Below are 25,210 nucleotides of genomic sequence, written 5' to 3'. Positions count from 1 at the left end.
GTCAGAACTTCTCCGGGCGCACGAGGGCGATCACGAGGTAGACGACGGCGGCGACCGCGAGCACCGCGGCGAGGATCGAGAAGAAGATCATGAGCGCTCGCCCCCGTTGCGGCGGGCCGCAGGGGCGGACGGGCCGGTGGTGCGGGCGGACGAGGGGCGGGCTTCGGGGCCCAGCTTCTCGACCCCCTTGGCGACGAGGGCGACCAGCGCGAAGAGCGCGACGGTCGCGGCGAGGAAGACGGCATCGAGCACGACGACTCCAGGATCGGAACAGAACCGCGGCGGACCGCGGGCGCCGCGGGGCGGCACGTGTGTCGATACAACTCCGCCGGGTCCCGGCATCCGGGCGTCCTTACGTTTTCCCTACGGGTCGCTGACGGACGCATACGGAGTGCTTACGCCGCGGGCGGGCGCCGGGACTCCGGCTGATCCTCGCCGCCGACCGGTCGCGCGGCACGGGCAGAGGGATGCTGCGGACACAACGCAGGAGATACAGCGCTCGGGCGCCGCGATGCGGGGGGTCGGGGCAGCCTCGGGCGAGGATTTCCTGCGTTGTGTCCGGGTGATGGACGAGCGGACCCGTCCGAGGCGCAAGATTGAGGCATGCGCGCGACCGACGGCCCCGGCGTCCGGGTGACGGCCGCGCTCGTGATCCCGGCGGCGGAGCTGTCGTGGCGGTTCTCGCGCTCATCCGGCCCGGGTGGGCAGGGGGTGAACACCGCGGACTCGCGCGTGGAATTGATGTGGGATGCCGGGGCTTCGGCGGTGCTGTCGCGCGCTCAGCGCGAGCGGCTCGTCGACCGGCTCGGTCCCCGCCTCATCGACGGCGTGCTGACGATCGCGGCATCGGAGCACCGTGCGCAGCTGCGCAACCGCGACGCCGCCCGGGAGAGGCTGGCCGCGATCGTCGCCGAGGCCGTGCGCCCGCCCGCGCCGCCCCGCCGCGCGACGAGGCCCACTCGCGGCTCGAAGGAGCGCCGCCTGCAGGCCAAGCAGCGCCGCACCGACGTCAAGCGCCTGCGCCGCCGCCCCACCGACTGACGCCCCACCCGTTCCCGGTTGAGTGTCCACAACACGCCGGCGCTTTCCGAATCCGTCCGCGTGTCGTGGACACTCAACGGGCTCGCGCGGCGCCGCGTGGCGCCGCGGGGGCGTCGGGCGGGACTCAGGATGCCGAGCCGGGCGGTGTCTTCTTCGGGCGCGGGGCCGGGACGTTCGCCACGGGCTGCCCACCGCGCTGCTGGCCCGGGAGGGGCCGGGAGCGACGGCCGTAGATGAGCTCGGACGAGTCGAGCAGCCAGGGCACGAGGGTGATCGATACGCCGTGCACGAGCATGAGCTGGTGCGCGAGGCGGCGCGAGCGGCGGTTGTGCAGGATCGACTCCCACCAGTGCCCCACGATGTACTGCGGCAGGTAGACGGTCACGACAGCGGAGCCGTTCTTCTCGCGGTACTTCTTGATGAACGCCGACACGGGCGAGGTGTAGGCGCGGTACGGCGAATCGATGATCACGAGGGGGATCGGCACCTCGTGCTCGGCCCACTCCCTCTGCAGTTTGGCCGACTCCTCCTCGGAGATCGCGACGTGCACCGCGAGCGTCTTGTCGTGCTTGGCGGCCATGGCGTAGTCGATGGCCTTCGACGTGGGCTTCTGCAGGCGGTTCACCAGCACGATCGCGACGTCGCCCGACGAGCCGAAGTGCACGGTGTCATCCATCTGGATCTCGTGTTCGACGTCGCGGTAGTAGCGGTTCACGCCGACCATGAGCACGGCGAGGATCGGGATGGCGATAAACACCAGCCACGCGCCGTGCGTGAACTTCGTGACGGTGACGATGAGCAGCACCAGCACGGTCATCGCGGCGCCGACGGAGTTGATCCACAGTCCCGAGATCGCGGAGCGGCGCTCGATCGCCGCGGACTGCTGCTTCGCGGCCTCGGCGGGGAGGAGCTTGAACTCGCGCAGTGCGCGGCGCCAGTGCCGCACCATTCCGATCTGGCCGAGCGAGAACGACACGAACACGCCGATGATGTACAGCTGGATCAGCGTCGTGAGGTTGGCCTGGTACACGACCAGCACGCCCATCGCGACGATGCCGAGGATGATCATGCCGTTCGAGTAGACGAGCCGGTCGCCGCGGGTGTTCAGCGCCTTCGGGGCGTATCCGTCGCGCGCGAGCACGGCGCCGAGCAGCGGGAAGCCGTTGAAAGCCGTGTTCGCGGCCAGCAGCAGCACGCACGCGGTGGCGGCCTGGATGACGAAGAAGAAGACGCTGCCCGAGCCGAACGTCGCGGCCGCGACCTGGGCCATGAGGCTCGGCTGCGGGTTGTTCACGCAGTCGAAGCCGATCAGGCTGCAGGGGTTCTCTGCGTAGTGGACGCCGGCGATGAGCGCGAGAGCGGTCAGACCGGCGAACAGCAGGATCGCGATGCCGCCCATGAGGCTCAGCGTCGTCTGGGCGTTGCGGATCTTGGGCTTGCGGAACGCGGGGACGCCGTTCGACACGGCCTCCACACCCGTCAGGGCGGAACAGCCGCTCGAGAACGCCCGCAGCACGAGCAGGATCAGCGCCGCCTGCGTGAGTGATTCGGCCTGCACGTCGTACTGCTGGCTGGAGGCGACCGGGGCATCGCCGGCGAGCGTCCGGGCCAGGCCCACGACGATCATCACCGCGACCGAGCCGATGAAGAGGTAGGTCGGGATCGCGAAGACGCTCGACGCCTCGCGCACGCCGCGGAGGTTCACGATCACGATGAGGATCACGAAGCCGACGGCGATCTCCACACGGAACGGATTCAGCTCCGGGAGCGCTGAGATGATGTTGTCGACACCGGATGCCACCGACACGGCCACCGTGAGCACGTAGTCCACGAGCAGGGCCGCGGCCACGATGACCCCGGGCACCTCGCCCAGGTTCTTGCTGGCGACCTCGTAGTCGCCGCCGCCGGAGGGGTACGCCTTGATGAGCTGGCGGTAGCTCAGTACGACCACGGTCAGCAGCACGATGACGGCCACCGCGACCCACGGGCTGAGGGTCAACAGTGCCGTCCCGCCGATGAGCAGGATCATCAGCAACTCCTGTGGCGCGTAGGCCACGGACGACAGCGCGTCGGAGGCGAAGATCGGCAGAGCCATCTTCTTGGGGAGGAGCTGTTCGTCGAGTTTCTCCGACGTCAGGGGCTCGCCGATCAGGATGCGTTTCGCGATCGGAGTCTCATCGACGTCCCCGCGACTTTCGTCAGTCACGGCGCGCGACATTACGCGCACTGGGGGTTCTGCGCAATGTGACGCGCTCGTCGTTCACTTCCTCGTCGTTCGGAGAGGGGGATTTCGACGGGCCCGGTCAGCGGGCGGGTGGGCGGGGGTGCGAGGGCCGTGATCGTGCGAATCGATCGGATTCGCGCTCATCCGCGGGCAGCGCCATGGGGCTCTGTCGCCCCGTGCGAGCCGCTCGCGGCGGCGGCGATGAACGCCGCGACCGCGTCGGCCCCGCCATGGTCGTCCGCCGAGATCGTGACGACCGCGTCGCCCGCGAACACGATGAGCTGGCCGTGCGCCCCGTGCAGGCGCCAGGCGGCGCCGGGGCCGTCCCATCCGGCGAGGGCGTAGCGGCGGTACCCGTCGGCGGTGCCGCCCGTGCCGATCCACCCCGAGTGCATGGCATCCACGGTTCCTGCCGAGACGAGGCGGTGGCCGTCGAACATGCCGCGGTCGCGGATGAGCAGGCCCAGGCGGGCCATCTCGTCGGTGCGCAGGGCGAGCCCCTCACCTCCGAGCACGCGCCCGTTCGGACACCGCCGCCATGACACGTCCGCGAGTCCGAGCGGGGCGAACAGGCGCGGGCGCAGGTACTCCTCGACATCTCCGACACGCTGCGACAGGGCGTGCATGGCCGTGTAGGTGCTGGCGTTGGAGTACTGGAAGACACGGCCGTGCGAGGGGCGCGAGAGGAACTCGGCGGCCAGGTCGGGCCAGTCGGTCATCAGCGTCTCGGAGTACGGGAAGTCGATTCCGCTCGACATCGACAGCAGCTGTCGAAGGGTCGCATCGGTGGCGGTCGGCAGCAGTTCGCGCACCGGCGCGTCGAGCGACACCAGACCCTCGTCGGCCGCGATACCCGCCGCGAGCACCGCGACCGCCTTGGCGACCGAGTGGATCTCCTCGCGCACGTCGGGCGACCAGCGGTGGGTCGCGACGTCGTCGCCGACGCGCACGTGCAGTCCGTGCGCACCGAAGCCGGTGTCGTCGACCCGCACGACGAGGTCGTCACGGAGGGCGTCGGCACGGGTCATCCCCACAGGCTACTTTTCGGCGCGGCCCTGTTCTCTATGCTCACGGGGGTGGACAACATCTTGGGATCCGGTGTGCTCGCGGTCGCGGCCGGGGCGGTCGTCGCGGTGCTGGCATTCATCCCCTTCGTCGCGATCAGCTACCGCCGTCGCGGCGGGCTGACGCTCTGGCGCACGGCGCTCTGGGCCACCGCCGCGGTGTACTTCTGGGCCATCTGGACCTACACGCTCGTGCCGGTGCCCGAGTCCGACGAGTACCGGTGCCGCGGGGTGAACCTGCGGCCGTTCGAGTTCGTCGACGACATCCGCGCCGCCGTCGCCGTCTCGGGGCGCTATCTCACCGATCCCGTGGTGCTGCAGGTGGCGCTGAACGTGCTGCTGTTCGTCCCCCTCGGCTTCTTCCTGCGGGTGCTCGGCGGGCGCGGCATCCTGATCGCGGGCCTGGTCGGCTTGGCGACCTCGGGCATCATCGAGACCACTCAGCTCACCGGCGTCTGGGGTCTCTTCCCGTGCGCTTACCGCGTGTTCGACGTCGACGACCTCATCGCCAACACCTCCGGCGCCCTGCTCGGGTCGCTGGTGGCGTTCGCCGTGCCGGCGAAGCACCGCGGGGCGTGGAGGACCCCGGATGCCGAGGTGCCCCGGCCCGTGACCCGTCGCCGTCGTCTGCTGGGCATCGTCTGCGACGTCGTGGGCATCTCGCTCGTTGGCTTCGCGGTGTCGGTGCTGGTGCAGGCCGCAATCGCCCTCACCCTGGGAGACGCGGCCACCTTCTCGACCGACGACGTCGCCTCGCTCGCGGGCACGGTCGTCTCGGTCGGGCTCTGGCTGGTGGTGGTCTTGGCGACGGGCCGGTCGATCGGCGACATCGCGACGCGTGTGCGCTTCACCGACGGCGTCCTGCCGCGTTGGATGGCCCGCCCGCTACGCTTCGTCACGGGGGCGGGGGCGTTCGCGCTGCTCGCGGGGCTCTCGGCGCCCTGGTCGTTGACCGCGACGGTGCTCGCGCTGGCGACGGCGGCGATGCTGTTCGTCTGGCGCGACGGGCGCGGCCTCACCGGGTGGATCGGGCGCCGCCGCTTGGTGGACGACCGCGCGGGAGTGGTGAGTCCGTCGGTCGACGCGGCGAGCGAGACGCGATGACGCGATGCGCCCTCCGGTGATCGCATGACAGAGCCGTTGTCGCCGGCCGACGCCCGCATCCTCGCGCTGGAGTCCGACGTCGTGCGCGGGCACGCGCTGAAGCTGCTCGTGCTCGAGCCCGGGGCCGCCCTCGATCTCGAGGCGGTGCGTGACAGCGTCGCCGCGAGGCTGGCGGCGTTCCCGCGCGGAGGCCAGATCGTCGTCGATGCGGGCGACGGCCCCGCGTGGGTCGCTGCCCCCGCCGTCGACGTGACCGCGCACGTGCGTCGGCACGCCGCGGACGACCCCGCGGAGCTCCGAGCCGTCGTGGGGCGGCTCATGTCGGAGCCCCTCGATCGCGCCCGACCGCTGTGGAGCGTCGACCTGATCGGTCCCCTCGCCGACGGACGCGAGGCCATCGCGGTGCGTCTTCACCACGCGCTCGCCGACGGCCTCACGGCGGTGCGCTTCCTCGAGTCGGTGATCTTCGAACCGCACGACGCGGCGGCGCACGAGGTCGGCCTCCGCGACCCCGACGCGCGGCCCACACGATGGAGCGAGTGGGAACGGATGCCGATGACCCTCGCCCGCGAGCTCGGGCACCCCGGCTCGCGCTCGCCGTTCGATCGCCCCCTCACCGCCCGTCGTGCACTCGCCTTCGTCGACGTCCCCCTCGCCGAGGCCCGGGCGGTCGGCGCGTCGCGCAGCACGCACGCGACGGTGAACGACGTCCTCCTCGCCGTCGTCGCCGGAGCGCTGCGCCGGCGCCTCCTCCACCACGGCCACGCACCCCGCATGAACGCTCAGGTTCCGGTGAGCCTGCACGAGAAGGGGGAGGATGCCGCGGCATCCGGCAATCGCGACTCCTTCGTCGACGTGGGGCTGCACCTCGATGAGGCGGACGACCTGCGCCGACTCGACCTGCTGAGCGCGCAGATGCGCGCGCGCAAGCACGTGCACGACGCCCGATCGCTCGACGAGCTCTTCCACACCCTCGCCGCATCAGGTCCCGTCGGGGCGCTGGTGCGGGGGCTCGCCGACGATCCCCGCGAGTTCGCGCTGGCGATCTCGAACGTGCCCGGTCCGCGGGTGCCGGTCGCCGTCGGCGGCAGACGCGTCGGACACGTCTACACCTCGTCGGAGCCCGGGCCACGCCACGCGCTGCGGGTCGCGGCGATCTCGAACGACCGGTGGCTCGGCGTCGGCTTCTGCGTCGACCCCGATGCGGTGCCCGATGTCGAGCTGCTCGCCGACGCGGCGCACGACGCGTGGGAGGCGCTGCGCGCGAGCCTGCGGTGACGCCGCTCGCCTGGCCTTTTCACGCCGGGCGGGCCTGGGGGGTCGGGTGCACAGCGGCGGGGTGTTCGGTCGGCACGCCCGCGGGGGATGCCGTGGGGCGGCGTGTCGGTGGTGGCGTCCGCTGGTGCAGGAGCGGGGCCGGGGTGGGCTCGCCGGGCTTGCGGGCGCGGCCGGGCGCGGGGTGCGCGGGGGCGGCTCGGCGCCGGGCTGCCGTGTCTCGACCGCGGAGCAGCGCCGCCGCCGGTGTCGCACCCGCCGCCTAGGCTGGGACGGAAGGAGTCGCATGTCGTCGAGAACAGGTCGCGCCGCCCGCGCGGGGCGCGGTGTCGCCGCCGCCGCCGTGGCGACCTTCCTCGCGACCGTCTCGCATGCCTCGGTCGGGTCGCAGCCGCCGCCCGCGCTGAACGTCGGCATCGCGCTGTTCCTGGCGGCGCCCGTGTGCGTGCTGCTGGCCGGGCGCGCGATGTCCTGGTGGCGTCTGACGGCGGCGGTCGTGCTCAGCCAGGCGCTGTTCCACGGCATCCTGACCCTGGATCTGCGCGGCGACGGCGTCGTCGGCGGCGCGCACCACGGGGGAGCGACCGCGCTGTTCGACGCCACCGCCACCCATGAGGTCGCGGCGCACGCGTCGCACTCGCCCTGGATGTGGGCCGCGCACGCCCTCGCCGCGGCGGTGACGGTCGTGGCGCTCGGCCGCGGCGAACGGGCCGCGCAGGCGGTCGCGCGCTTCGTCGTCGCGGCGTTGTCGGTGTTGCGCCCCTTGCGCGGGCTCGGCCCGCGGACGGATGCCGTTCCCCCGGCGCCCGCGCCGCTGCTGCTGACGACGGCGATGACGGTGTTGTCGCCGATGAGGCACCGGGGTCCGCCGCTCGCGGCCTGACCTCGACCCCTCCTCTCGCGCGTGAAACGCCCCTTCGGCGTGCGCACTTTCCAGAAAGCAGCATCATGTCTCGCAAGACCACTCTTCGTCGCGCCCTCGTGGGCCTCGCCGCCGGCGCGGCGCTCGCCGTCTCAGCTCCCCTCGCGGCATCCGCCCACGTCACCGTCAACCCCGACACCGCGACCCCCGGTAGTTACGCCACCGTGAACTTCCGCGTCCCGACCGAGTCGGAGACGGCATCCACCGTGAAGCTCGAGGTGACACTGCCCACCGACACCCCGCTCAGCGCGGTGCTCGTGCAGCCCGTTCCCGGCTGGACCGCCACCGTCGAGAAGGGGGCGCTGCCCGTCCCCGTCGAGGTCGACGGCAACACCCTCACCGACGCTGCGTTGAAGATCGTGTGGCAGGCCGACCCGGGCGTCGGGATCGGACAGGACCAGTTCCAGGTCTTCTCGGCGGTGCTGGGACCCGTACCCGACACCGGCCACCTCGTGCTGCCGGCCGCGCAGTCGTATTCCGACGGCACGGTCGTCGACTGGGCCGCCACCCCCGACGAGGTCGCCGCCGACGACACCCTCGAACCCGCGCCGGTGCTCTACGTCAACGACGCCCCTCCGTCGGGTGGGCACGGCCACAGCCACGGCACCGCGTCCGCCGAGCCCGCCACGGACGACTCCACCATGGCGACGGCGTCGGCCGCCGCCTCGGATGACTCGTCGGGCGTCGCGCTCGGTCTCAGCATCGCCGCCCTCGTGGTCGCGGCCGCCGGCGCGGTGCTCGGCGCTCTGGCTTTCGCGCGTCGACCGAAGCGCGGCTGACGATGCGATTCCGGAACCCGTTGCGTCGTGTTCTGGCGGGGGCGGTGGTCGTCGCAGCCGCGATGACCGCCGCCCTCGGCGGGGCGACCGCCGCCTCGGCGCACGACTCGCTCGTGTCGTCGTCGCCCGCGGAAGGTGAAGCGGTCGCGTCGATGTCGGAGGTGCGCCTCGACTTCAGCGCCAACCTCCTCGGCGCCGACGGCGGCAACATCGTCATCGTGGTGGGGCCCGACGGGCGCCACTACGAGAGCGCGTGCACCTCGTTGGCCGGCCCCACGCTGACGACCGAGGTCGCGCTCGGTGCGCCCGGCGACTACCAGGTCGAGTGGCGGGCCGTGTCGTCGGACGGACACCCCGTCTCAGGCGTCATCCCCTTCACCCATACCGGCGCGAGCGAGTCGTCGGGGGCGGAGCAGTCGCCCTGCGCCGCCGCGATGGACGCAGGCGAGGCCGCCCCCGCACGCGATGCCGCCGCACCGGGCGGGATGTCGGGCCTCACCCTCGGACTGCTGCTCGGCGGCGGCGTCGTCGTGCTCGTGGGCGCCCTGATCGTCGTCATCCTGCGCACCCGCGCGCGGGAGGACTGACCTTTCACCGCAACGGATGCCATGACCCGGCGCGCTCTTCCCGGCGCCGGGTCGTGGCATCCGGTGCCTTACAGGTTCTGACCCGGCACCGAGAAGGTGTCGCACGCGTTGACGCCGCTGTCGTAGCCGACGTCGAACCAGCGCGTGCGCTGCTCGCTGGAGCCGTGCGTGAAGCTCTCCGGGTTGACGACACCGCCCGATTCGGCCTGGATGTGGTCGTCGCCGACCGCGGCCGCGGCCGCGAGGGCGTCGGTGATCTGCTGCGGCGTCGGCGGCTGCAGGTAGGGCGTCCCGTTCTCGTCGACCTGCTCGCCCGCGGCGGCGACCCACGCCCCGGCGTAGCAATCGGCCTGCAGCTCGGTGCGCACGCCGTTGCTGTCGGGTCCGGTGCCGTTGTTCGGGTACTGCTGCATCACGCCGGTGAGGTTCTGCACGTGGTGGCCGTACTCGTGTGCGAGCACGTACAGCTGGGCGAGAGGACCGGCGGTCGTGTCGAACTGCTCGCGCAGGATCGAGAAGAAGGTCGGGTCGACGAACACGGCTTCGTCGGGCGGGCAGTAGAACGGGCCCGTCGAGTTCGAGGCCGTCCCGCATGAGCTCGAGGTGGCCTGGTCGACGATGATGAGCTGCGGCTCGCGGTAGCCGTCGAGCCGTTCCACCCAGAACTGGTCGATGTTCAGCGACGCCGCGGCCAGGAGGCAGGCGTCGTCGTTGTTGGCATCCCGTCCCGTCTCGCAGTTCGCGATCCGCTCGCCGCCGGTCGCGGGACCGGCCGGTGCCTGACCGCCGCCGAGCAGCGGCGTCAGGTCGGTGCCGGTGAAAAGCGAGAGAAGCAGTACCACGATCGCGCCGACGCCGACTGTTCCGCCGCCGATCGCCGCCACGGTTCCGCCCCGGCGTTTGGCTTTGTTGCCGCCGACGCGGGCATTGTCGTTGAAGGTCACGACGGTCACCGTACCCGCTCGGATTGCCCCTTCGACAGGGCTGGAAATCACCGCCGATCCAGGTCATGGCGCGAGGCGCAACCCCTCCCCGTGCGTATTTCGCACCGGCGTAGCCTCGGGACCCGAGCAGCAGCGCAGCCCCGGCGTCCGCTCCTCGTTGTGACACAACGTTCGGAGTCCGACATGCCTTTGACACGCCGTACCTTCCTCGCCGGATCAGGCGCGCTCGCGCTGCCTTTCCTCCTCGCGAGCTGCGGATTCGTCCAGACCGCCCCCGCCGAGAGACGCCAGGGCACACTCACCTTCACCACCTGGGGGACGGATGCCGAGCTCGCCGGCTTCCGCTCCGCGATCGCTGCATTCGAGGCGGCGAACGAGGGCTCGACCGTCGAGCTCAACGCGGTGCCGTACGAGCAGATGTTCACGAACATCGACGCGCAGCTGCAGGCGGGCAACCCGCCGGACATCTTCCGCGTGCCGTATTACACCTTCGGCGCCTACGCCGGGCGCGGGCAGTTGCTCGACCTGAAGCCCCTGCTCTCGGCCGATCGCCAGAGCCAGTTCACCCCGCAGGCGTGGGCGGCCGTGCAGAACGGCGACGGCACCTTCGGCCTTCCCCACCACACCGACACCTCGGCGATCCTCGTCAACCTCGACATGTTCCGCCAGGCCGGCATCGACCCGTCCGAGATCCCCACCTCGGCAGATGAGGCGTGGACGTGGGATCAGCTCGACGCCCTCGGCGCGCGGCTGCGGGCGGGCCTGCCCGCCGACCGGTGGCCGTGGGCCTACAACTGGCAGGGCAACGGCGTCACGCGCTGGCTGAGCCTGCTGTTCCAGTCCGACGGCGCCTTCCTCGAGAGCGACCAGAAGACGCCGGCGATCGACTCCGACGCCGCCCGCGAGGCGGTGGAGTTCTCGAGTTCGTTCTTCTCGAAGAACTACGTGCCCGCCAACAACACGATCGCCTCGTCGAGCTATGCGGCGGAGTCGTGGTTCTCGCAGTCGGTGGCCATGGTGTGGTCGGGCGCGTTCCAGATCCCGGATGCCGAACAGACCGCCGACTTCGAATGGACGGCGACGTTCGCGCCGCGCAACGCCCGCGCCGGCAGCGACTTCGGCGGCAACGCACTCGTCGCCACGGCGAACACGCAACAGCCCGAGCTGGCCGCCGCGTTCCTGGAGTTCGTCACGAACGCCGACCCCATGCGCGACTTCTGCCGCGCGGCATCCCTCCTCCCCACCCGCACCGACCTGCTCACCGACGACCTCACCTTCGACGTGCGACCCGACCTCGGCCCCGTCTTCGCGGGCCAGGCCTCGCTCGTGCAGCCGCAGGACGTCGCGCAGGTCGCGAGCCCGTCGATGTCGGCGATCATCCCGGTGCTGAAAGAGCAGCTCGACCTCGCCTTCACCGGGGCGCAGGATGCCGCGACCACGGTGACGAACCTGCAGTCGGGGATCGGAGCGGCCACCGGTGGCTGACACCGCGGTCGCCCGACCCGGCACGGTGTCGCGGTCGGGTCGTTCGGGGTCGGGGGAGCGCATGCGCACCCGCCGCCCCGGCGCGCGCCGTGAAGCGCTCGCGGCCTACGGGTTCATCGCACCGAACTACCTGCTGCTGCTGGTGTTCGTGCTCGTGCCGCTGGTGGGGGCCTTCTTCGTCAGCCTGCAGCGCACCGACGGCTTCGGTGCGGGCGAGTTCACCGGTCTCGACAACTACGCGCGTCTCGCGGGCGACCCGCTGTTCTGGCGCGCCCTCGGCAACACCGTGCTGTTCACCGTCCTGGTGACGCCCCTGTCGATGATCCTGGGGCTCGTGGCGGCGACCCTGCTGAATTCGGCGCTGCCGGCGCGTCCGCTGTGGCGTTCGCTGCTGATCCTTCCGATGGCGGTGTCGGGCGTCGCCACCGCCCTCATCGGCGTGCTCGTGTTCGATCAGAACTCCGGCATCCTGAACCGCCTGCTGTCGGCCGTCGGGCTCTCGCCCATCACCTGGCAGTCGGATGCGCTGCCGGCGTTCGCGACGATCGTGCTGGCGACGGTGTGGTGGCGCACGGGATTCAACATGCTCATCTACCTCGCGGGTCTGCAGGGCATCGGCCCCGACCTGTACGAGGCAGCCACCCTCGACGGCGCGAACCGGCTGCAGCGCTTCCGTCACGTGACCGTGCCGCTGCTGGGGCCGACGTCCTTCTTCCTGGTGGTGCTGAACGTCATCTTCTCGTTCCAGGTGTTCGACATCGTCTTCGTGCTCACCGGGGGCGGACCGGGAGGTGCGACCAGCGTGCTCGTCACCTACGCCTACGAGACGGGCTTCGTCACCCGCGACCAGGGGTACGCCGCGGCGATCGGCATGGTGCTGTTCGTCTTCGCGCTCGTCTTCGCCGCCGCGCAGTATCGCGCCAGCGGCACGAAGGACGTGGTCGAGTGAGCGTCGACGAGCGGATGGCACCCGCATCTCCCGTGTCGCCGCCCACCGTGAGCGCCGGCCGGAGGGCCGCCGATCGGACGCGGCGCCGGAGTACGGTGCTGCGCACGATCATCGTCGCCGTCGTGGGGCTCGCGGCGGTGTCGCCGCTGTACTGGATGCTCGCGGTCGCCTTTTCGTCGCGCGCCGAGTTGCTGGGCGGTCGCGAACTGCGCCTGTGGCCGCGCGAGGTGACCTTCGAGAACTTCGAGCGGGTGTTCGCCTCGTTCCCCGTGGCGACGTGGTTCGGCAACTCCGTGGCCATCGCGGTCGTGGTGACCCTCATCTCGGTGACGACGAGCCTGCTGGCCGGCTATGCCTTCGCGCAACTGCGCTTCCGCGGCTCGACGGCGCTGTTCTTCCTCGCGCTCGCGACCCTCGTCCTCCCGGTGCAGGTCATCATGGTGTCGCTGTTCCGCATCGTCACCGCCACGGGCCTGTACGGCACGTACTGGGCGGTCATCCTGCCGGTCTCGGCATCCGCGTTCGGACTGTTCCTCGCCCGGCAGTTCATGCTCGGCATCCCGCGCGAATTGATCGAGGCAGCGCGGCTCGACGGTGCCGGTCACGTGCAGACGTTCCTCCGCGTGGTGCTGCCGCTGTCGAAGCCGCTGATCGCGGTGCTGGTGTTCATGAGCCTGCTGTCGTCGTGGAACGACTTCGCCTGGCCCCTCATCGCGCTGCGGGAGAACCGGCTGTTCACCCTGCCCATCGGCCTGTTGTACCTGCAGGGGCAGTTCGGTAGCGACTACGGCGCCACCATGGCCTACGCACTGCTGAACGTGGTGCCGATCGCGATCGTGTTCCTGGTCTTCCAGCGGTACTTCGTGGCGGGCTTCGCGCGCAGCGGCATCAAGTGATGTGCCGAGCGTCCACGGCGCGCCGCCCGCGCACGACGCGGGGTGTCTCGAGGAAGCGGGAGTCTTCGGCTCCGAGGCCGGTCACATCCTGGCCGACCGTGGTGCCGGGCCGGACCGCCCGCGGCGATGTCACTCCAGGATGAAGGCGCGCCCGTTGATGAACAGCGTGTCCGGCTCGGTGGCATCCATCTGGAAGACGGCGCTGCTGTCGAAATCGGCCTGCTCCCAGGCGACGAGTCCCACCGGCGCGACTGTCGAGGTGACGAGCAGGCCTCTGGCGAGGACGGAGAGAATCTGACGACGAGTCATCGGGAATCCTTCGGGAGGACCGTCGACGTCGACGGCCCCTACGCGGGTCCGCGGGGAACCCTGGTCGGTGGGCGAGGGTGAGCTCGCGTATAAAGCTAACTCGGTCGTGTTCTCGGTAACAAGGGGTTTTCCTGGGAGAACGACAAGTGGGCCCCGGCCGAAGCCGGGGCCCACCTCCTCACCCACCGGTGAGGCGCGTCAGCGTCAGCGTCAGCCGCACGTGCGTGCGCCGTACGCGGCTTTCACCTCCGTCGCGCCGCCACCCGCGTCGGTCGCAATGACCGTCACGGTGCCGGCCGCCAGCGACGACTGGCGCACCGTGAAGCTCTGCGTCGTCGTCTTGCCGGCGGCGAGAGAGGCGACCGTCTTCGACCCGTGGTCCGAGGTCATCGTCAGCGAGACCGGCGCATCGTCACGGTTGGTGACCGAGACGGCCAAGACGGCCTTGCCCGCCACGCACCGGGTGGTGACCGCCGCGGAGACCTCGGGGCCCGCTGCGGGAACGGTCTGCGGCTTCACGCTCTCGAGCGTCGGGGTGACCTTCTGCATGAGGCCGTCGGCGCCGAACGTCACCTTGTCGATGGTGGTCTCGCGGTTGTTCCCGTTGCCGTTCGGCATCGCGAAGCGGTGGTACGCGATGTACCAGTCATCGGTTCCGGGCACGTTGATGATCGAGCTGTGGCCCGGCCCCTTGATTCCGAGGGACAGGTCTTTCTCGAGGATCACGCCGCGGTACGTCCAGGGCCCGTTCATGCTCGTCGCGGTGGCGTACCCGACGCGGTAGTTCTCCGATCCGGTGTCGTCGATGGCGTACGTGAGGTGGTACAGGCCGTTCCGGTAGTTGAAGAACACGCCCTCACGGAAGTCGGTCAGCCCGTTGATCCGCTGGTAGGTGCCCGGCTTGATCGACTTCATGTCGTCGGCCAGCTCCGCCAGGACGGGGGAGCCGTTGCCCCAGCCGAGGTACCACTTGCCCGTCACCGGGTCGTGGAAGGCGGCGGGGTCGATGGCCTGGCCCGAGGTGACGGCCTCGTTGTTGAGGATCATCGCGTTGGGCTCCGCCGTGAAGGGCCCCTCGGGATCGTCCGCGACGGCGACGCCGATCGTCTTGCGATCGACGGCGGAGTTGTGGCCGCTGAAGTAGAAGTAGTACTTCCCGTCGCGCTCGATGATGGTGGGCGCCCACGCGTTGCCCGTGGCCCACGGCACGTTGCCGTTGGTCCCGTCGAGCGTGAGGAAGGGCGTCGCCGACCGCGTCCAGTCCGTCAGGTTCTTCGACTTCCAGACGTAGAACTCTTTGCCGCCCCAGCCGGGGAAGCCGTCGGACGTCGCGTAGATGTAGTACGTGTCGCCGAACACCGCGATGTTCGGATCGGCGTACAGCCCAGGCAGCACGGGGCTGTTGACCACGCGCGCCTCGATCTTCCACTCCGCCTTCGCACCCGAGGGTGTCGTGACCGTGTAGGTCACCGGCTTCGTCAGATCGACCGTGGTTCCCGAGGTCGGCGACACCGTCGAGCCGGGGACCGTGGTGAAGGTGGGCGCGAGCTTCGACACGTCGGTGCCCTTGATCACCGGCAGGATCGCCGTGCGCGCCGTGCCGTCGGTGATCGGAGCCATCTTCAGCTTCTCGGGCTGCGTGAGCGACACGTCGAGCAGCTGATCCTCGACGCCCGCGTTCTGCAGGATCTCCGTGTTCGACAGCGCCCGGTTGTACACCCGGACGTTGTCGTACCAACCCTGGAAGTACCCGTCCGCGCTGTACAGCGACTTGCCGAGATAGCCCATGAGGTTGGAGCCGAGCTCGCTCACCGAGGCGTTCAGGGCGAGGTTCTCATCGACCTTCACCCCGTCGATGTACATGCGCAGCGTCTTGCCGTCGTAGACGAGGTCGTACTTGTGCCACTGGCCGCTCGAGATGCTGCCGGTGACGTCGGACTCGTTCTGCCACGTCGCCTTAGTGATCGCTGTGCGCGCCTCACCGCCCCGCACCCGCAGGAACGAGTACTTGTCCTGGCTCTGCCCGAAGGCGAAGGTGAAGAAATTCCCGCTCGTGCGCTCGGACTTGATGTCCATCGAGACCGTCATCGTGTCGCGGCCGTCGAAGAACCCGGTCGGGAACGAGGCGAAGCCGTTCGCCGCTCCCGTCAGACGCAGAGCCGAGCCCTTCTCGGCATCCGTGGCGACGGATGCCGTGCCGGAGGCGGTGAGGTCGGCGTCGCCCACCGAGTCGGCGAGGGAGCCGTTCTCGAACGTGTACTCCGCGATCGGGGCCTGCTGGGGCTCCTCCGGCGTGACCGGGGTGTCGCCGTACTTCTCGAGCAGACGCGCTTCCTCCGCCTTCGAGAGGCGCAGGACGGACCCGTGACGGAAGCTCTGGTCGAACGAGAACTGGTTCGCTCCGGGACCGGCGCTCAGCTGGCTGTACGTGTTGCTGGCGAGCGTGTCGGCGGTGTGCGCGTAGTAGTTGAACTCGTCACCCATGACCGACCAGCGACCATCGGGCAGCTGGTAGACGGTGAGGCCCTCCATGCGGCCGCGCAGGCCCGCCGCGGCGGCCTGTCCGGGAGCGATCTTCTGCGTCCAGGGACCGTCGAGCGACGGGGCGGTGTCGACGACCGTGTCCCAGTCGGAGGTCGAGAACCGGTAGTAGGTGTCGCCCTCCTTCGCGATGGTCGAGTCGATGATGTTCCGACCGCCCTGACCGTCGCCCTTCGGGTTCAGCGTCGTCCAGATCTCGGGCTTCGTGAACGTCGTGAAGTCACGGGTCTTGGTGAGGTACATGCGCAGCGCCCAGTCGGGCGTGTTGCTATCGGTCTGGTCGCGCGCGGCCCAGTACACGTAGTACTCGCCGGTGGCCTCGTTGTAGATCGCCTCGGGCGCCCACACGCAGCCGGCCTTGTCGAAGCCGGCGAAGACGATGCGCTGGTCGCTCCAGGTCACCAGGTCGGTGGATTCCCACACGACGAGGTTCTGGCTGGCGTTGAGCTGATCCCAGCCCGAACCGCCGGCTCCGCCGCCTTCGGCGTGCAGGTCGGTGCCGATGATCCAGTACTTGTCGCCCTCGGGGGAGCGCACGAGGTGCGGGTCGCGCACGCCGAGGTCGCCGCCCAGGTTGGCGAGGATCGACTTGTTGTCGTTCAGCTTCTCCCAGTGCAGACCGTCGGTGCTGTGCCCCATGAAGATCTTCTCGTAGCCGCCCTCGGTGGCGAAGTGGGTCCACAGATATCCGGCGGTGTAGTCCTTGTCGAGACCCGCCGGAGCGGCCGTGACGGTGACCTCGATCTGACGGGTGACGGAGGTTCCGGATGCCGCGGCGGTCAGCGTCACCGTCGTGTCGGTCGCGCCGCGCGTGACGACGCCGGCGGCCTTGCCGTTGGCCGGTGACGTCGAGATCACACCGGTCGGCGAGGCCGTCCAGGTGATGGCCGTGCCGTTGACCGACCCGGTGGCCGGGAGGGTGATGTTGCCGCGCACGTCGGTGGCGTTGGGGATGCTGATCTGGTCGAGGTCGGCCTTCGCGAGCTCGGCGTTGCCCGGCATCGCCGCCACGGTGACGACGAAGGTGCGGGTCTCGGTGGCCGAGCCGCGCGTGAGGGTCGCCGTCAGCGTCGCGGTGGCGGGCTGCTGTCCGGCCGCCGGGCGCGTGACCTTGCCGGCCTCGCTCACCGCGGCGGTGTTGCTGGAGGCCCAGCTGATGCCGGCGCCGTTGACGCCCGTCGTGGGCAGGCGCAGGTCGGCGGTCACGGCGCTCAGGTCGCCGAGCGAGAGGGCCGCGGCGTCGCGCTGCAGACGGGTGGCGTCGGTGGGGACGAGGGCGGCGACATCGGATGCCGACAGGGCGGCGTTGTAGACCCGGAAGTCGCGCACGCTGCCGGCGAGGCGGCGGTCGGCGTTGTAGACCGAGCGGCCGATGTAGTTCGCGGCAGTGGACCCACCGCCGATGGCGCTCGGCTTGGTGGTGACGCCCGTGGCCTGGCCGACCTGCGCGCCGTCGAGGTAGATGCGCGCCGTGTCGGTGGCGTCGTCGAGGGTGTAGGTGAGGGTCTTCCAGACGTCGCGCTGCAGATTGGCATTGCTGTTCACCGTCTGCTCGGTGCTCCAGTTGCCCGTCGCGATCGACGTCTTGTACGAATTGCCGGTCGAGTAGAGGTAGCCGTTGCCGACACCGCCGCCGTCGGTGTTGCCGAGGCCGTAGATGAAGTACGGCGTGGCCTGATCGCCGCGCACCAGGACGTCGGTGCTGATGGTGATCGAGTCGAGGCCGGCCAGCAGGTTGTCGGGCAGGTCGACGTAGTCGTCGGTGCCGTCCAACCGCACGCCCTCGCCGCCCGTCAGGGCCGCGCCTCCCACGTAGGTGGCGTTTCGTCCCTTGCCGGACGCGTCGACGGCGGTGGTGCCGCTCGCATCCGTGAGGGGGTAGTGGGCGACGAGCCGGTCATCGGCGGCGGCAGCGGGCTGTGCGGCGGCGAGGGCGCCGGTCAGCGCGAGGGCGAGTGTCGCGACGCTCGCGAGCGCGCGGCGGGGTAGGGGATGCTCCATTGCGATCCTTTCGGACAGCCGTCATTGGCTGCCGTCGTGCGGGGATACCGGATGTTATCGCTCACAGGTGTCCGGAAACAAGAGCTCGCGGTGGCGTAGCCCACGTCGGCGGGCCGCGGCCGTGTGCGATCGCGGTCGAGGCGGGACGCGCGCGGATCGCGACCCCGATGAAGGATTGCCCCGGGCGAGTGATACCGCTAACGTGAGCACCACGATCGGCATCCGCCGTCTCCTCACGGGGGCGCGCGAACGCCCTCGAGGTCGTCCTTCCCGGGGTCGACCGACGCGTCGCCGCCGCGACGCAGCACCCACCGCTTCGCCTCGGCCCCCACCGTCGAAGCTGCGCACACAGCGCCGAGAGAAAGGTCTCGAAGATGAGATCACCGGTCACCCGCCCACCCCGAGCCGAGCGCTCGCGTCGTGTGTCGAAGGCGCTGACCGCGTCTCTCACCGGCGTGCTCGTCGCCTCGACCATGAGCATGGTCGCGCCCGCGGCCCACGCCGCCGACGTGCCGGCGCCCACGGCGCACTACGACATGTCGCACTCGGGCACGTCGCTCCTCGACGTCTCGGGCAACAACCGCAACGCCTCGCTCACCGGGTTCACCGACGCGTCGTTCGCCGACGCGGCCGGCGACGCCGTGCTGCGATTCAAGGCCGACGGCTACGCCGCACTTCCCAAGGGCCTGGTCACCGGCACCGACAACGACTTCACCGTCGAGTACACGGTCGCCGCGCAGTCCGCGGCGAACCACTTCGGGTGGGTCATCGGCGATGGCGTCGGGCCGTGGAACACCACGCAGCTCGGCAACCACATCTTCCTCAGCCCGCGTTCGGCGCAGGGCGGCTACACCGACCAGGTGCTCGCCGCCATCCGCGTCAAGAGCGGGTCGAGCAACGGCGAGACGCGCATGCCCGCCGGCGGCGGACTCAACCCGGGGTTCACGACCCTGACGATGGTCGGCAGCGGCAACACGTTGACGCTGTACCGCGACGGCAGCGTCATCTCGACCCTCACGCACGCCAACTCGCTCAGCTCGATCATCCCCTCGGGCAACGTGCTCGGGTACCTCGGCCGGTCGCTCTACCAGGGCGACGCGCTGCTTCGCGCCGACGTCACCGACGTCAAGTTCTGGGACGCGGCGCTCACCTCCGAGCAGGTCGGGTCGAGCATGCCCACGGCGTCGCAGAAGTCGTCGACCACCTCCGCGCTCCTGCGCGGTGACGTCGCGGCGACCATGCTGCGCTCCAACACCTCGCTCGACAGCGTCTCGAGCAACCTCAACCTCGCCTCGTCCGTGAACGGCGTCGCGCTGACCTGGGCGTCGTCCAACCCGGCCGTCGTGTCGACCACCGGTGTCGTCTCACGCTCGATCACGGAGAACACCCCGGTGACCCTCACGGCGACGAGCTCGCTCGGCACCCTGACCTTCGACGTCATCGTGGTCGCCCCCAACGTCGCCACCGACCTGGATGCCATCTCCCTGGCATCCCGCACGACCGAGAACCTGCCGCTGGCCACGAAGGGCGCCGTCAACGGTGCCGCGATCAGCTGGACCTCGTCGAACCCCGCCCTGGTCACCTCGACCTCGGCCGCGTACGTCGCTCCGGCCGTCGGTGCCGCCGACCCGTACCGTGGCGGCGGTCTGGTCGCGCGTCCCGCGTACGGCGCGGGAGACGCGAAGGTCACGCTGACGGCGACGGCCACCCTCAACGGGCAGTCCGCGCAGAAGACGTTCGATGTCACGGTCGCCGAGAAGGGACGCTGGGCCCCGGATGCCGGCTACGCCGCGGCGTACTTCAAGTCCGACGGCGACGAGAAGATCTACCAGGCGGCGACGTCGGGCAACGACTTCTTCTCGTTCTCGCCGGTGAACGCGGGCCAGCCCGTCATCACGTCGACGACCGACACGAAGGGTCTGCGCGACCCGTACATCCTGCGGTCGAAGGACGGCGACAAGTACTACATGGTCGCCACCGACCTGTGCATCAGCTGCGGCACGGGCTGGGGCCCGGCGCAGTCGAACGGCTCGCTCAAGATCGAGGTCTGGGAGTCGACCGACCTCGTGCAGTGGACCCGCACGAACGGCGTCAACGAGGGCATCACGATCAACCAGCCCGAGGCCGGCATGACCTGGGCCCCCGAGGCGTACTGGGACGACGCGCTGCAGTCGTACGTCGTGCACTTCTCGTCGCGTCTGTACAACAGCGCGGCCAAGACGAACACCGACAACCTGCACGCCCGGGTGTTCTACGTGCTCACGCGTGACTTCAAGACGTTCACCTACCCGCCGACCGAGTGGCAGAACACCGGCTTCGCACGCATCGACTCGACCGTGCAGAAGATCGGCGACTACTACTACCGCTTCACCAAGAACGAGGAGGGCGGCGCAGCCGACGGCCTCGAGGCGGGCAAGGACATCTTCCTCGAGCGCTCCAAGGTGCTGACCGCACCCACGACGCGCTCCGACTGGAACGCGGACCCCGAGAAGACCTGGCAACTGACCGACACGAACATGACGGCGTTGGAGACGGGTCAGGCCGGCGAAGGCCCGCAGATCGTCAAGCTCAACGCGGGCGACCCGAACAACGCCGGGGGCGACGGCTACGCCTTCCTCGTCGACAACTTCGGCGCCGGCGGGTACCGCGCGTTCGTCACCACCGGTTCGGCCATCTCGAGCAGCTCGCAGGCCGACCGCCTGTCGCGTCGTTCGGACTGGAACGTCCGTCCCGTCGGCGGCCTGCCCGCCAGCCCGCGTCACGGCTCGTTCGTGAGCGTGAGCCAGTCGGTGCTGACCGCGATGCGCGACTGGACGTCGGTCAGGGCGGTCGCCTCGACGACGACCGTCACCAACGCGGGTCGGACGGTCACCGCTGCCGTCGAGGCCGCGGACAAGGGCGATGTGGCCGGTACCGTGACCTTCACGGGCGAGGGGTGGACGCAGACGGCGGCGCTGAACCAGCGCTCCGCCTCCGTCGAGGTGCCTTCCACGGTTCGCTCGGTGACAGCCCGCTACGACGGGTACACCGACGGTCGGGTCACCGCCTCCACGTCGTCGGCATTGTCGCTGGGTCTCGACCTGTCCGCCGCTGTGGCGAACCGCTGCGTCGCCGGAAAGGTGACGCAGGTCGTCACGGTCACCAATGCCGACTCGGTCGCCGCCGACGTCACGGTCGCCGGTGCCTTCGGCAGCAAGAAGATGACCGTCGCCGCGGGCAAGACCGCATCGACGACGTTCTCGACCCGCGCGACGTCGATCGACGCCGGCACGATGTCGATCGACGCTGTCACCAGCGGCACGAAGAGCGACGCGACGACGTTCACCGTGCCGGCCCCCCGGGGCAGCTGCGGCTGATCCTGCGCCGCCGGTGGGTGGCCCGAATCGATCGGGTCGCCCACCGGCGCGTGGGCCCTCCCGGTGAGTCCCTCGAGTCGGGGGGACCGCCACTTTCACGAGCGGTGGTGCCGCGGTCCGAATCCGCGCACCTCGCCGTGCGACCCTCGATTTCGATTCGGCGTCTGCCCTCAGAACACTTGTCTTCGGATGGTGTTCTCGCTAACATTCATCATGTTGCGGGGCGGAGGATGACCCGGATCCTTCCCGTTACAACCGGAGCGTCCGGTGAGCTTGCTAGTCGTTCGACGTCGGTGTCGAACGAAGAAACGGAGTACACAATGAAGTTTTCCAAGGGTGCCGCGGCTCGTATCGCCGTGGCTGCTGCCGGTGGTCTGGTGCTCGTGGGCACGGCTGGTGCCGCGTTCGCCGCCGAGGTCGGAGACTCGGACGTCGACGTCAACGTGCAGATCGCGCCCGTCGTGGGCCCGGGCAGCCTGAGCCTGACGGTGGCCGGTACGTCGGCCACGCTGACGGAGTCGGCATCCGGCGACGCCGACGTGCGCCAGTTCGACGGCGCCCTGCCCACCGTCACCGTCACCGACACCCGCGACGTCGCCGACATCCCGGCAGACCACTTCTGGTACGTGGTGGGCCAGGCCTCGGCCTTCACCGGTCCGAACGGCGCCACCATCTCCCCCGACCACCTCGGCTGGACCCCCCGCCTCGTCGACGGTGGCGACACCGGCCTCGTTGCCGAGGGTGAGGCCGTCGGCACGTCCGAGGACACCGGAGACGACGCGGTCGGCCTCGTCGACCAGGAGCTGCTGTACACCGCGCTCGAGTCGGCCGCCGTCAAGGCTGACGGCGAGTCGTCCTGGACCGCCGACGCCGCGCTGGTGTTGAAGACCGACGCCGGCGTCGCGCCGGGTGCGTACACGTCGAAGCTGACCCTGTCGCTCTTCGAGGACGTGTTCACGCCGGCTCAGCCGTAAGCTCGACGCATCAGCGGGCCGAGTCCTGAACAGGGCTCGGCCCGCAGTTTCGTATGAGCGACGATGTCGACGGGATCGACGAAGATCTGGGATGGTGACGCAGCGGTATGTCCAGGACACGCCCCTTTCTCGCGCGGATGACGATCGCCCTTGCGGCCGTCGTCGCTCCGCTTCTGTTCGGCGTCCCCGCCGCATCCGCGGCATCCGCCGACGACATCACCTGGTCCGTCACCCCGGCCGATGCGTCGGGCGCCGACGACCGCGGTGTCATCCAGCAGGAACTCGATCCCGGGACGTCGCGCGCGGACTTCCTGGCCGTCCGCAACCTCAGCCGCACAGAGGTGACGTTCGCCCTCTCCGCGGCGGACGGCTACTACACCGACAACGGGCGATTCAACATGCTGCCCTCCGACCAGGAGTCGGTCGACGCGGGTCTGTGGATCGACCTGCCCGACTCGGTCACGGTCGGCCCGAACGGCACCGTCGTCGTGCCCTTCACCACCACGGTGCCGGAGGGAGCGATTCCCGGTGACCACGCGGCGGGCATCGCCGCATCCGTCTCCTCCACCGGTACCGATGCCAGCGGCTCCGAGGTCGGCGTCGAGAGCCGCGTCGGCTTTCGCGTGATGACGCGCGTCACCGGCGACATCGTTCCCTCGTACGCCGTGTCGGGGATTCAATCGGGGTACGACATGTCGTGGAACCCCTTCCGCCCGGGCTCCGCGAGCACGACGTTCACGGTCGAGAACACCGGCAATGCCAGTCTCCTCGTCACCGGAGCCACGACGATCGGAACCGGATCCGCGGTCTTCCCCGCTGACGGCGCACCGCGCCAGGAGCTCCTGCCGGGGGAGTCCCGCTCGTTCACCGTCGCAGTCCCCGACGTCTGGCCTACGTTCTTCGTGCCGGGATCCATCGATCTGGCGCCGACGGCGACCGATCTGGGCGGCGGCGCCGTCGAGGTCGCGCCCCAGTCGGCGGATGCGTCGCTCTGGGCCCTTCCCGTGCCGCAGCTCCTCGTTCTGCTCGGCGTCCTGCTCATCATCGCGGCCCTCTTCTGGCGCCGCCGCCGCTTTACGGCCGCCCTCGACCGTGCGCGCGAAGAGGGGCGTCTCGCGGCGAACGGCACCGCCGCCGCGACGACCGCCGAGGTCCCGCCCACGGCGACGGGAGCGGCCGCCGGCCGCGCCGACGCGGCTCACACGGAGGGACTCCGATGACCCTCGCCATGACGGCGCTGCAGAGAGACGACGCCGTCTACGTCGACGTCGACATCACCCCTCTGCCGACGGTCCTTCCCTCCGCCCCCGCCGGAGTCGCGACGCCGCCGTCCGGTGTACCCGACCACGGGTGGCTCGCGGCGACCGGGTTCGAGCCCGCCTGGCTGATGGCCGCGGGGGCCGTCGTCGTCGTGGCTGTCGGCGTGGCGCTGCTGCATCGTCACCGTCGCCGCGCGTGAGGGCGCCGTCCCGTCGCCGCGCGTGAGGGCGCCGTCCCGCGCGTGTCGGCCGGCCGCAGGGGACGGGGCGCAGACCTATGGCCTTGCCGCGATGCGTGCGGGGTCGCCGCATAGTATGGAATGTTGTGATCAGGCCTTTTCCGGCGTGGTCCGTGGCCTGCCGTGTGCGTTGGGATCGTCCGGTGCGCACCTCGCCCATGATGTTCGGATCGGATGACCTCAATGCCCCAGTCCTCGAGTCGCGGGTGGCAGCGGCCCAGCATCTACGACGTGGCGCGTCGCGCCGGTGTGTCGCACATGACGGTGTCGCGTGTCTTGAACGGTCACCCGAACATCCGCGAGACGACGCGGGCGCGGGTCCTGCAGGCGATCGAAGAGATGAACTACACGCCGAGCTCGATCGCCCGGGCCCTCGCCACCCGGCGAGCCCGTCGGATCGGCGTGCTCATCGACGGCCCCGTGCAGAACGGCCCGAACAGCACCCTCCGCGCCCTCGAGAAGGCGGCGCGCGAGGTCGGATACGCCGTGAGCGCGTTCTCGATCGGCGATGACGACGCGTCGCAAATGGATTCCGGGGTGATGGAACTCGTCACCCAGGGGGTCGACGCGCTGTGCGTCATCGCTCCGCGCGAGTCATCGCTCGATCTGCTCCGACAGCAGACGACGGGCCTTCCTACGATCGTCATCAAGGCCGAGGCGGATGCCGCCTGGCACACGGTCGGCGTCGATCAGCGCGAGGGTGCGCGATTGGCCGTGCGTCACCTCATCGGACTCGGTCATCGCCGCATCGCCCACCTGGCGGGCCCCATGGACTGGTTCGACGCCCGCGAGCGCATGGAGGGCTGGCGCGAATGCCTCGCGGAGGCGGGTCTGCCGGAGGGGCCGATCATCATCGGCGACTGGACGTCGGACTTCGGCTTCGAGTTCGGGAAGTCCTTCGACCTCGGCGACACCACCGCCGTGTTCGCGGCGAACGACCAGATCGCGTTGGGCGTCATCCACGGACTGCACGGTCGCGGCATCCGGGTTCCGGACGACGTGAACGTCATCGGATTCGACGACCTGTCCGACGCGCGGCACTTCCTCCCCCCGCTGACCACGGTCCGCCAGAACTTCGCCGAACTCGGCGAGCTGGCGCTGCAGCAGCTCATCGCCGCCATCGAGGGCGACACCGATCCCAGCCACGACACGATCCAGCCCAAACTGATCATTCGCGAGTCGACGACGGCCGTCGTACCCGGCTGATTCGCCACCGAATCGATACGGTCGAGCGCGCCCATCGGGCCGTGATCGAGTTGTG

21 protein-coding genes are annotated in these 25,210 nt (G+C 70.2%); 14 read left to right on the top strand and 7 right to left on the bottom strand.

Features of this window, described 5'->3' with window-relative positions; genetic code table 11:
- Window position 1: 1 nt before the first annotated feature.
- Together kdpF and FHS07_RS05590 are read right to left on the bottom strand one after the other, a co-directional pair.
- The gene (kdpF, locus tag FHS07_RS05595) at window positions 2-91 is read right to left on the bottom strand and encodes a K(+)-transporting ATPase subunit F (protein WP_082450303.1); all 90 of its coding nucleotides are present in this window, start codon (window positions 89-91) and stop codon (window positions 2-4) included.
- The gene (locus FHS07_RS05590) at window positions 88-252 is read right to left on the bottom strand and encodes a hypothetical protein (protein ID WP_156459120.1); all 165 of its coding nucleotides are present in this window, start codon (window positions 250-252) and stop codon (window positions 88-90) included. The genes kdpF and FHS07_RS05590 overlap by 4 nt, the downstream gene beginning before the upstream one ends.
- A gap of 351 nt (window positions 253-603) precedes the next feature.
- Here FHS07_RS05590 and arfB point away from each other — a divergent pair, with 351 nt between their 5' ends.
- Window positions 604-1,041 carry an alternative ribosome rescue aminoacyl-tRNA hydrolase ArfB gene (arfB, locus tag FHS07_RS05585; protein WP_183418854.1) on the top strand — a complete coding sequence of 146 codons (438 nt, stop codon included), beginning with the start codon at window positions 604-606 and terminating at the stop codon, window positions 1,039-1,041.
- Between the two features lie 124 nt (window positions 1,042-1,165).
- On the opposite strand, the gene FHS07_RS05580 is transcribed toward arfB, so the two are convergent.
- Window positions 1,166-3,259 carry an APC family permease gene (locus FHS07_RS05580; RefSeq protein WP_183418853.1) on the bottom strand — a complete coding sequence of 698 codons (2,094 nt, stop codon included), beginning with the start codon at window positions 3,257-3,259 and terminating at the stop codon, window positions 1,166-1,168.
- Between the two features lie 146 nt (window positions 3,260-3,405).
- Window positions 3,406-4,293: a serine hydrolase domain-containing protein gene (locus FHS07_RS05575; protein WP_183418852.1), complete on the bottom strand. Its 888-nt coding sequence runs from the start codon at window positions 4,291-4,293 to the stop codon at window positions 3,406-3,408.
- A 48-nt stretch (window positions 4,294-4,341) separates the two neighbouring features.
- Between FHS07_RS05575 and FHS07_RS05570 the strand changes: the two genes are divergently transcribed.
- The 5 genes from FHS07_RS05570 (at window position 4,342) to FHS07_RS05550 (ending at window position 8,996) form a co-directional block, all read left to right on the top strand.
- Complete coding sequence (locus FHS07_RS05570; RefSeq protein ID WP_343054614.1) at window positions 4,342-5,433, top strand: VanZ family protein; 1,092 nt, start codon at window positions 4,342-4,344, stop codon at window positions 5,431-5,433.
- Window positions 5,434-5,457: 24 nt separating this feature from the next.
- Window positions 5,458-6,711 carry a wax ester/triacylglycerol synthase domain-containing protein gene (locus tag FHS07_RS05565; protein WP_183418850.1) on the top strand — a complete coding sequence of 418 codons (1,254 nt, stop codon included), beginning with the start codon at window positions 5,458-5,460 and terminating at the stop codon, window positions 6,709-6,711.
- Between the two features lie 283 nt (window positions 6,712-6,994).
- Window positions 6,995-7,591 (top strand): hypothetical protein, encoded by a 597-nt coding sequence (locus FHS07_RS05560; protein ID WP_183418849.1) that lies wholly within the window; start codon window positions 6,995-6,997, stop codon window positions 7,589-7,591.
- Window positions 7,592-7,656: 65 nt separating this feature from the next.
- Complete coding sequence (locus FHS07_RS05555) at window positions 7,657-8,409, top strand: YcnI family copper-binding membrane protein (RefSeq protein WP_183418848.1); 753 nt, start codon at window positions 7,657-7,659, stop codon at window positions 8,407-8,409.
- A 2-nt stretch (window positions 8,410-8,411) separates the two neighbouring features.
- On the top strand, window positions 8,412-8,996 hold the full coding sequence (locus FHS07_RS05550) for a copper resistance CopC family protein (protein WP_183418847.1): 585 nt from the start codon (window positions 8,412-8,414) through the stop codon (window positions 8,994-8,996).
- 68 nt (window positions 8,997-9,064) lie between these two features.
- Here FHS07_RS05550 and ypfJ read toward each other — a convergent pair whose 3' ends face one another.
- On the bottom strand, window positions 9,065-9,940 hold the full coding sequence (gene ypfJ, locus FHS07_RS05545) for a KPN_02809 family neutral zinc metallopeptidase (protein ID WP_183418846.1): 876 nt from the start codon (window positions 9,938-9,940) through the stop codon (window positions 9,065-9,067).
- A 183-nt stretch (window positions 9,941-10,123) separates the two neighbouring features.
- On the opposite strand from ypfJ, the gene FHS07_RS05540 reads away from it, so the two are divergent.
- Genes FHS07_RS05540 through FHS07_RS05530 form a run of 3 tightly spaced genes read left to right on the top strand, consistent with a single transcriptional unit; the run spans window position 10,124 to window position 13,270 of the window.
- Complete coding sequence (locus tag FHS07_RS05540; protein ID WP_183418845.1) at window positions 10,124-11,425, top strand: ABC transporter substrate-binding protein; 1,302 nt, start codon at window positions 10,124-10,126, stop codon at window positions 11,423-11,425.
- The gene (locus FHS07_RS05535) at window positions 11,418-12,374 is read left to right on the top strand and encodes a carbohydrate ABC transporter permease (RefSeq protein WP_343054613.1); all 957 of its coding nucleotides are present in this window, start codon (window positions 11,418-11,420) and stop codon (window positions 12,372-12,374) included. Before FHS07_RS05540 ends, FHS07_RS05535 begins: the two co-directional genes overlap by 8 nt.
- Before the next feature lie 14 nt (window positions 12,375-12,388).
- Window positions 12,389-13,270: a carbohydrate ABC transporter permease gene (locus tag FHS07_RS05530; protein ID WP_183418844.1), complete on the top strand. Its 882-nt coding sequence runs from the start codon at window positions 12,389-12,391 to the stop codon at window positions 13,268-13,270.
- A gap of 129 nt (window positions 13,271-13,399) precedes the next feature.
- Here the strand turns inward: FHS07_RS05530 and FHS07_RS05525 are convergent, their stop codons facing one another.
- Both FHS07_RS05525 and FHS07_RS05520 read right to left on the bottom strand, forming a co-directional pair.
- A complete protein-coding gene (locus tag FHS07_RS05525; RefSeq protein WP_183418843.1) occupies window positions 13,400-13,579 on the bottom strand; it encodes a hypothetical protein in 180 nt (59 codons plus the stop codon).
- A gap of 210 nt (window positions 13,580-13,789) precedes the next feature.
- Complete coding sequence (locus FHS07_RS05520; protein WP_183418842.1) at window positions 13,790-18,121, bottom strand: family 43 glycosylhydrolase; 4,332 nt, start codon at window positions 18,119-18,121, stop codon at window positions 13,790-13,792.
- 374 nt (window positions 18,122-18,495) lie between these two features.
- Here FHS07_RS05520 and FHS07_RS05515 point away from each other — a divergent pair, with 374 nt between their 5' ends.
- The 5 genes from FHS07_RS05515 to FHS07_RS05495 all read left to right on the top strand — a co-directional run bounded on the left by FHS07_RS05515 (window position 18,496) and on the right by FHS07_RS05495 (window position 25,155).
- Window positions 18,496-21,477 (top strand): immunoglobulin-like domain-containing protein, encoded by a 2,982-nt coding sequence (locus FHS07_RS05515; protein ID WP_183418841.1) that lies wholly within the window; start codon window positions 18,496-18,498, stop codon window positions 21,475-21,477.
- 320 nt (window positions 21,478-21,797) lie between these two features.
- Window positions 21,798-22,451 carry a hypothetical protein gene (locus FHS07_RS05510; protein WP_183418840.1) on the top strand — a complete coding sequence of 218 codons (654 nt, stop codon included), beginning with the start codon at window positions 21,798-21,800 and terminating at the stop codon, window positions 22,449-22,451.
- 137 nt (window positions 22,452-22,588) lie between these two features.
- Entirely contained in the window at window positions 22,589-23,671 is a 1,083-nt protein-coding gene (locus FHS07_RS05505; RefSeq protein ID WP_183418839.1) for a hypothetical protein, read from the top strand.
- Window positions 23,668-23,910 carry an LPXTG cell wall anchor domain-containing protein gene (locus FHS07_RS05500; protein WP_183418838.1) on the top strand — a complete coding sequence of 81 codons (243 nt, stop codon included), beginning with the start codon at window positions 23,668-23,670 and terminating at the stop codon, window positions 23,908-23,910. Before FHS07_RS05505 ends, FHS07_RS05500 begins: the two co-directional genes overlap by 4 nt.
- Before the next feature lie 213 nt (window positions 23,911-24,123).
- Window positions 24,124-25,155 (top strand): LacI family DNA-binding transcriptional regulator, encoded by a 1,032-nt coding sequence (locus FHS07_RS05495; protein WP_246383119.1) that lies wholly within the window; start codon window positions 24,124-24,126, stop codon window positions 25,153-25,155.
- The last annotated feature ends 55 nt before the right edge of the window (window positions 25,156-25,210 follow it).

This window comes from Microbacterium proteolyticum (assembly GCF_014192415.1).
Lineage (GTDB): Bacteria > Actinomycetota > Actinomycetes > Actinomycetales > Microbacteriaceae > Microbacterium > Microbacterium proteolyticum.
Note: the sequence above shows the minus strand (reverse complement) of the source record. Positions and strands in the feature narration are given on the sequence as shown.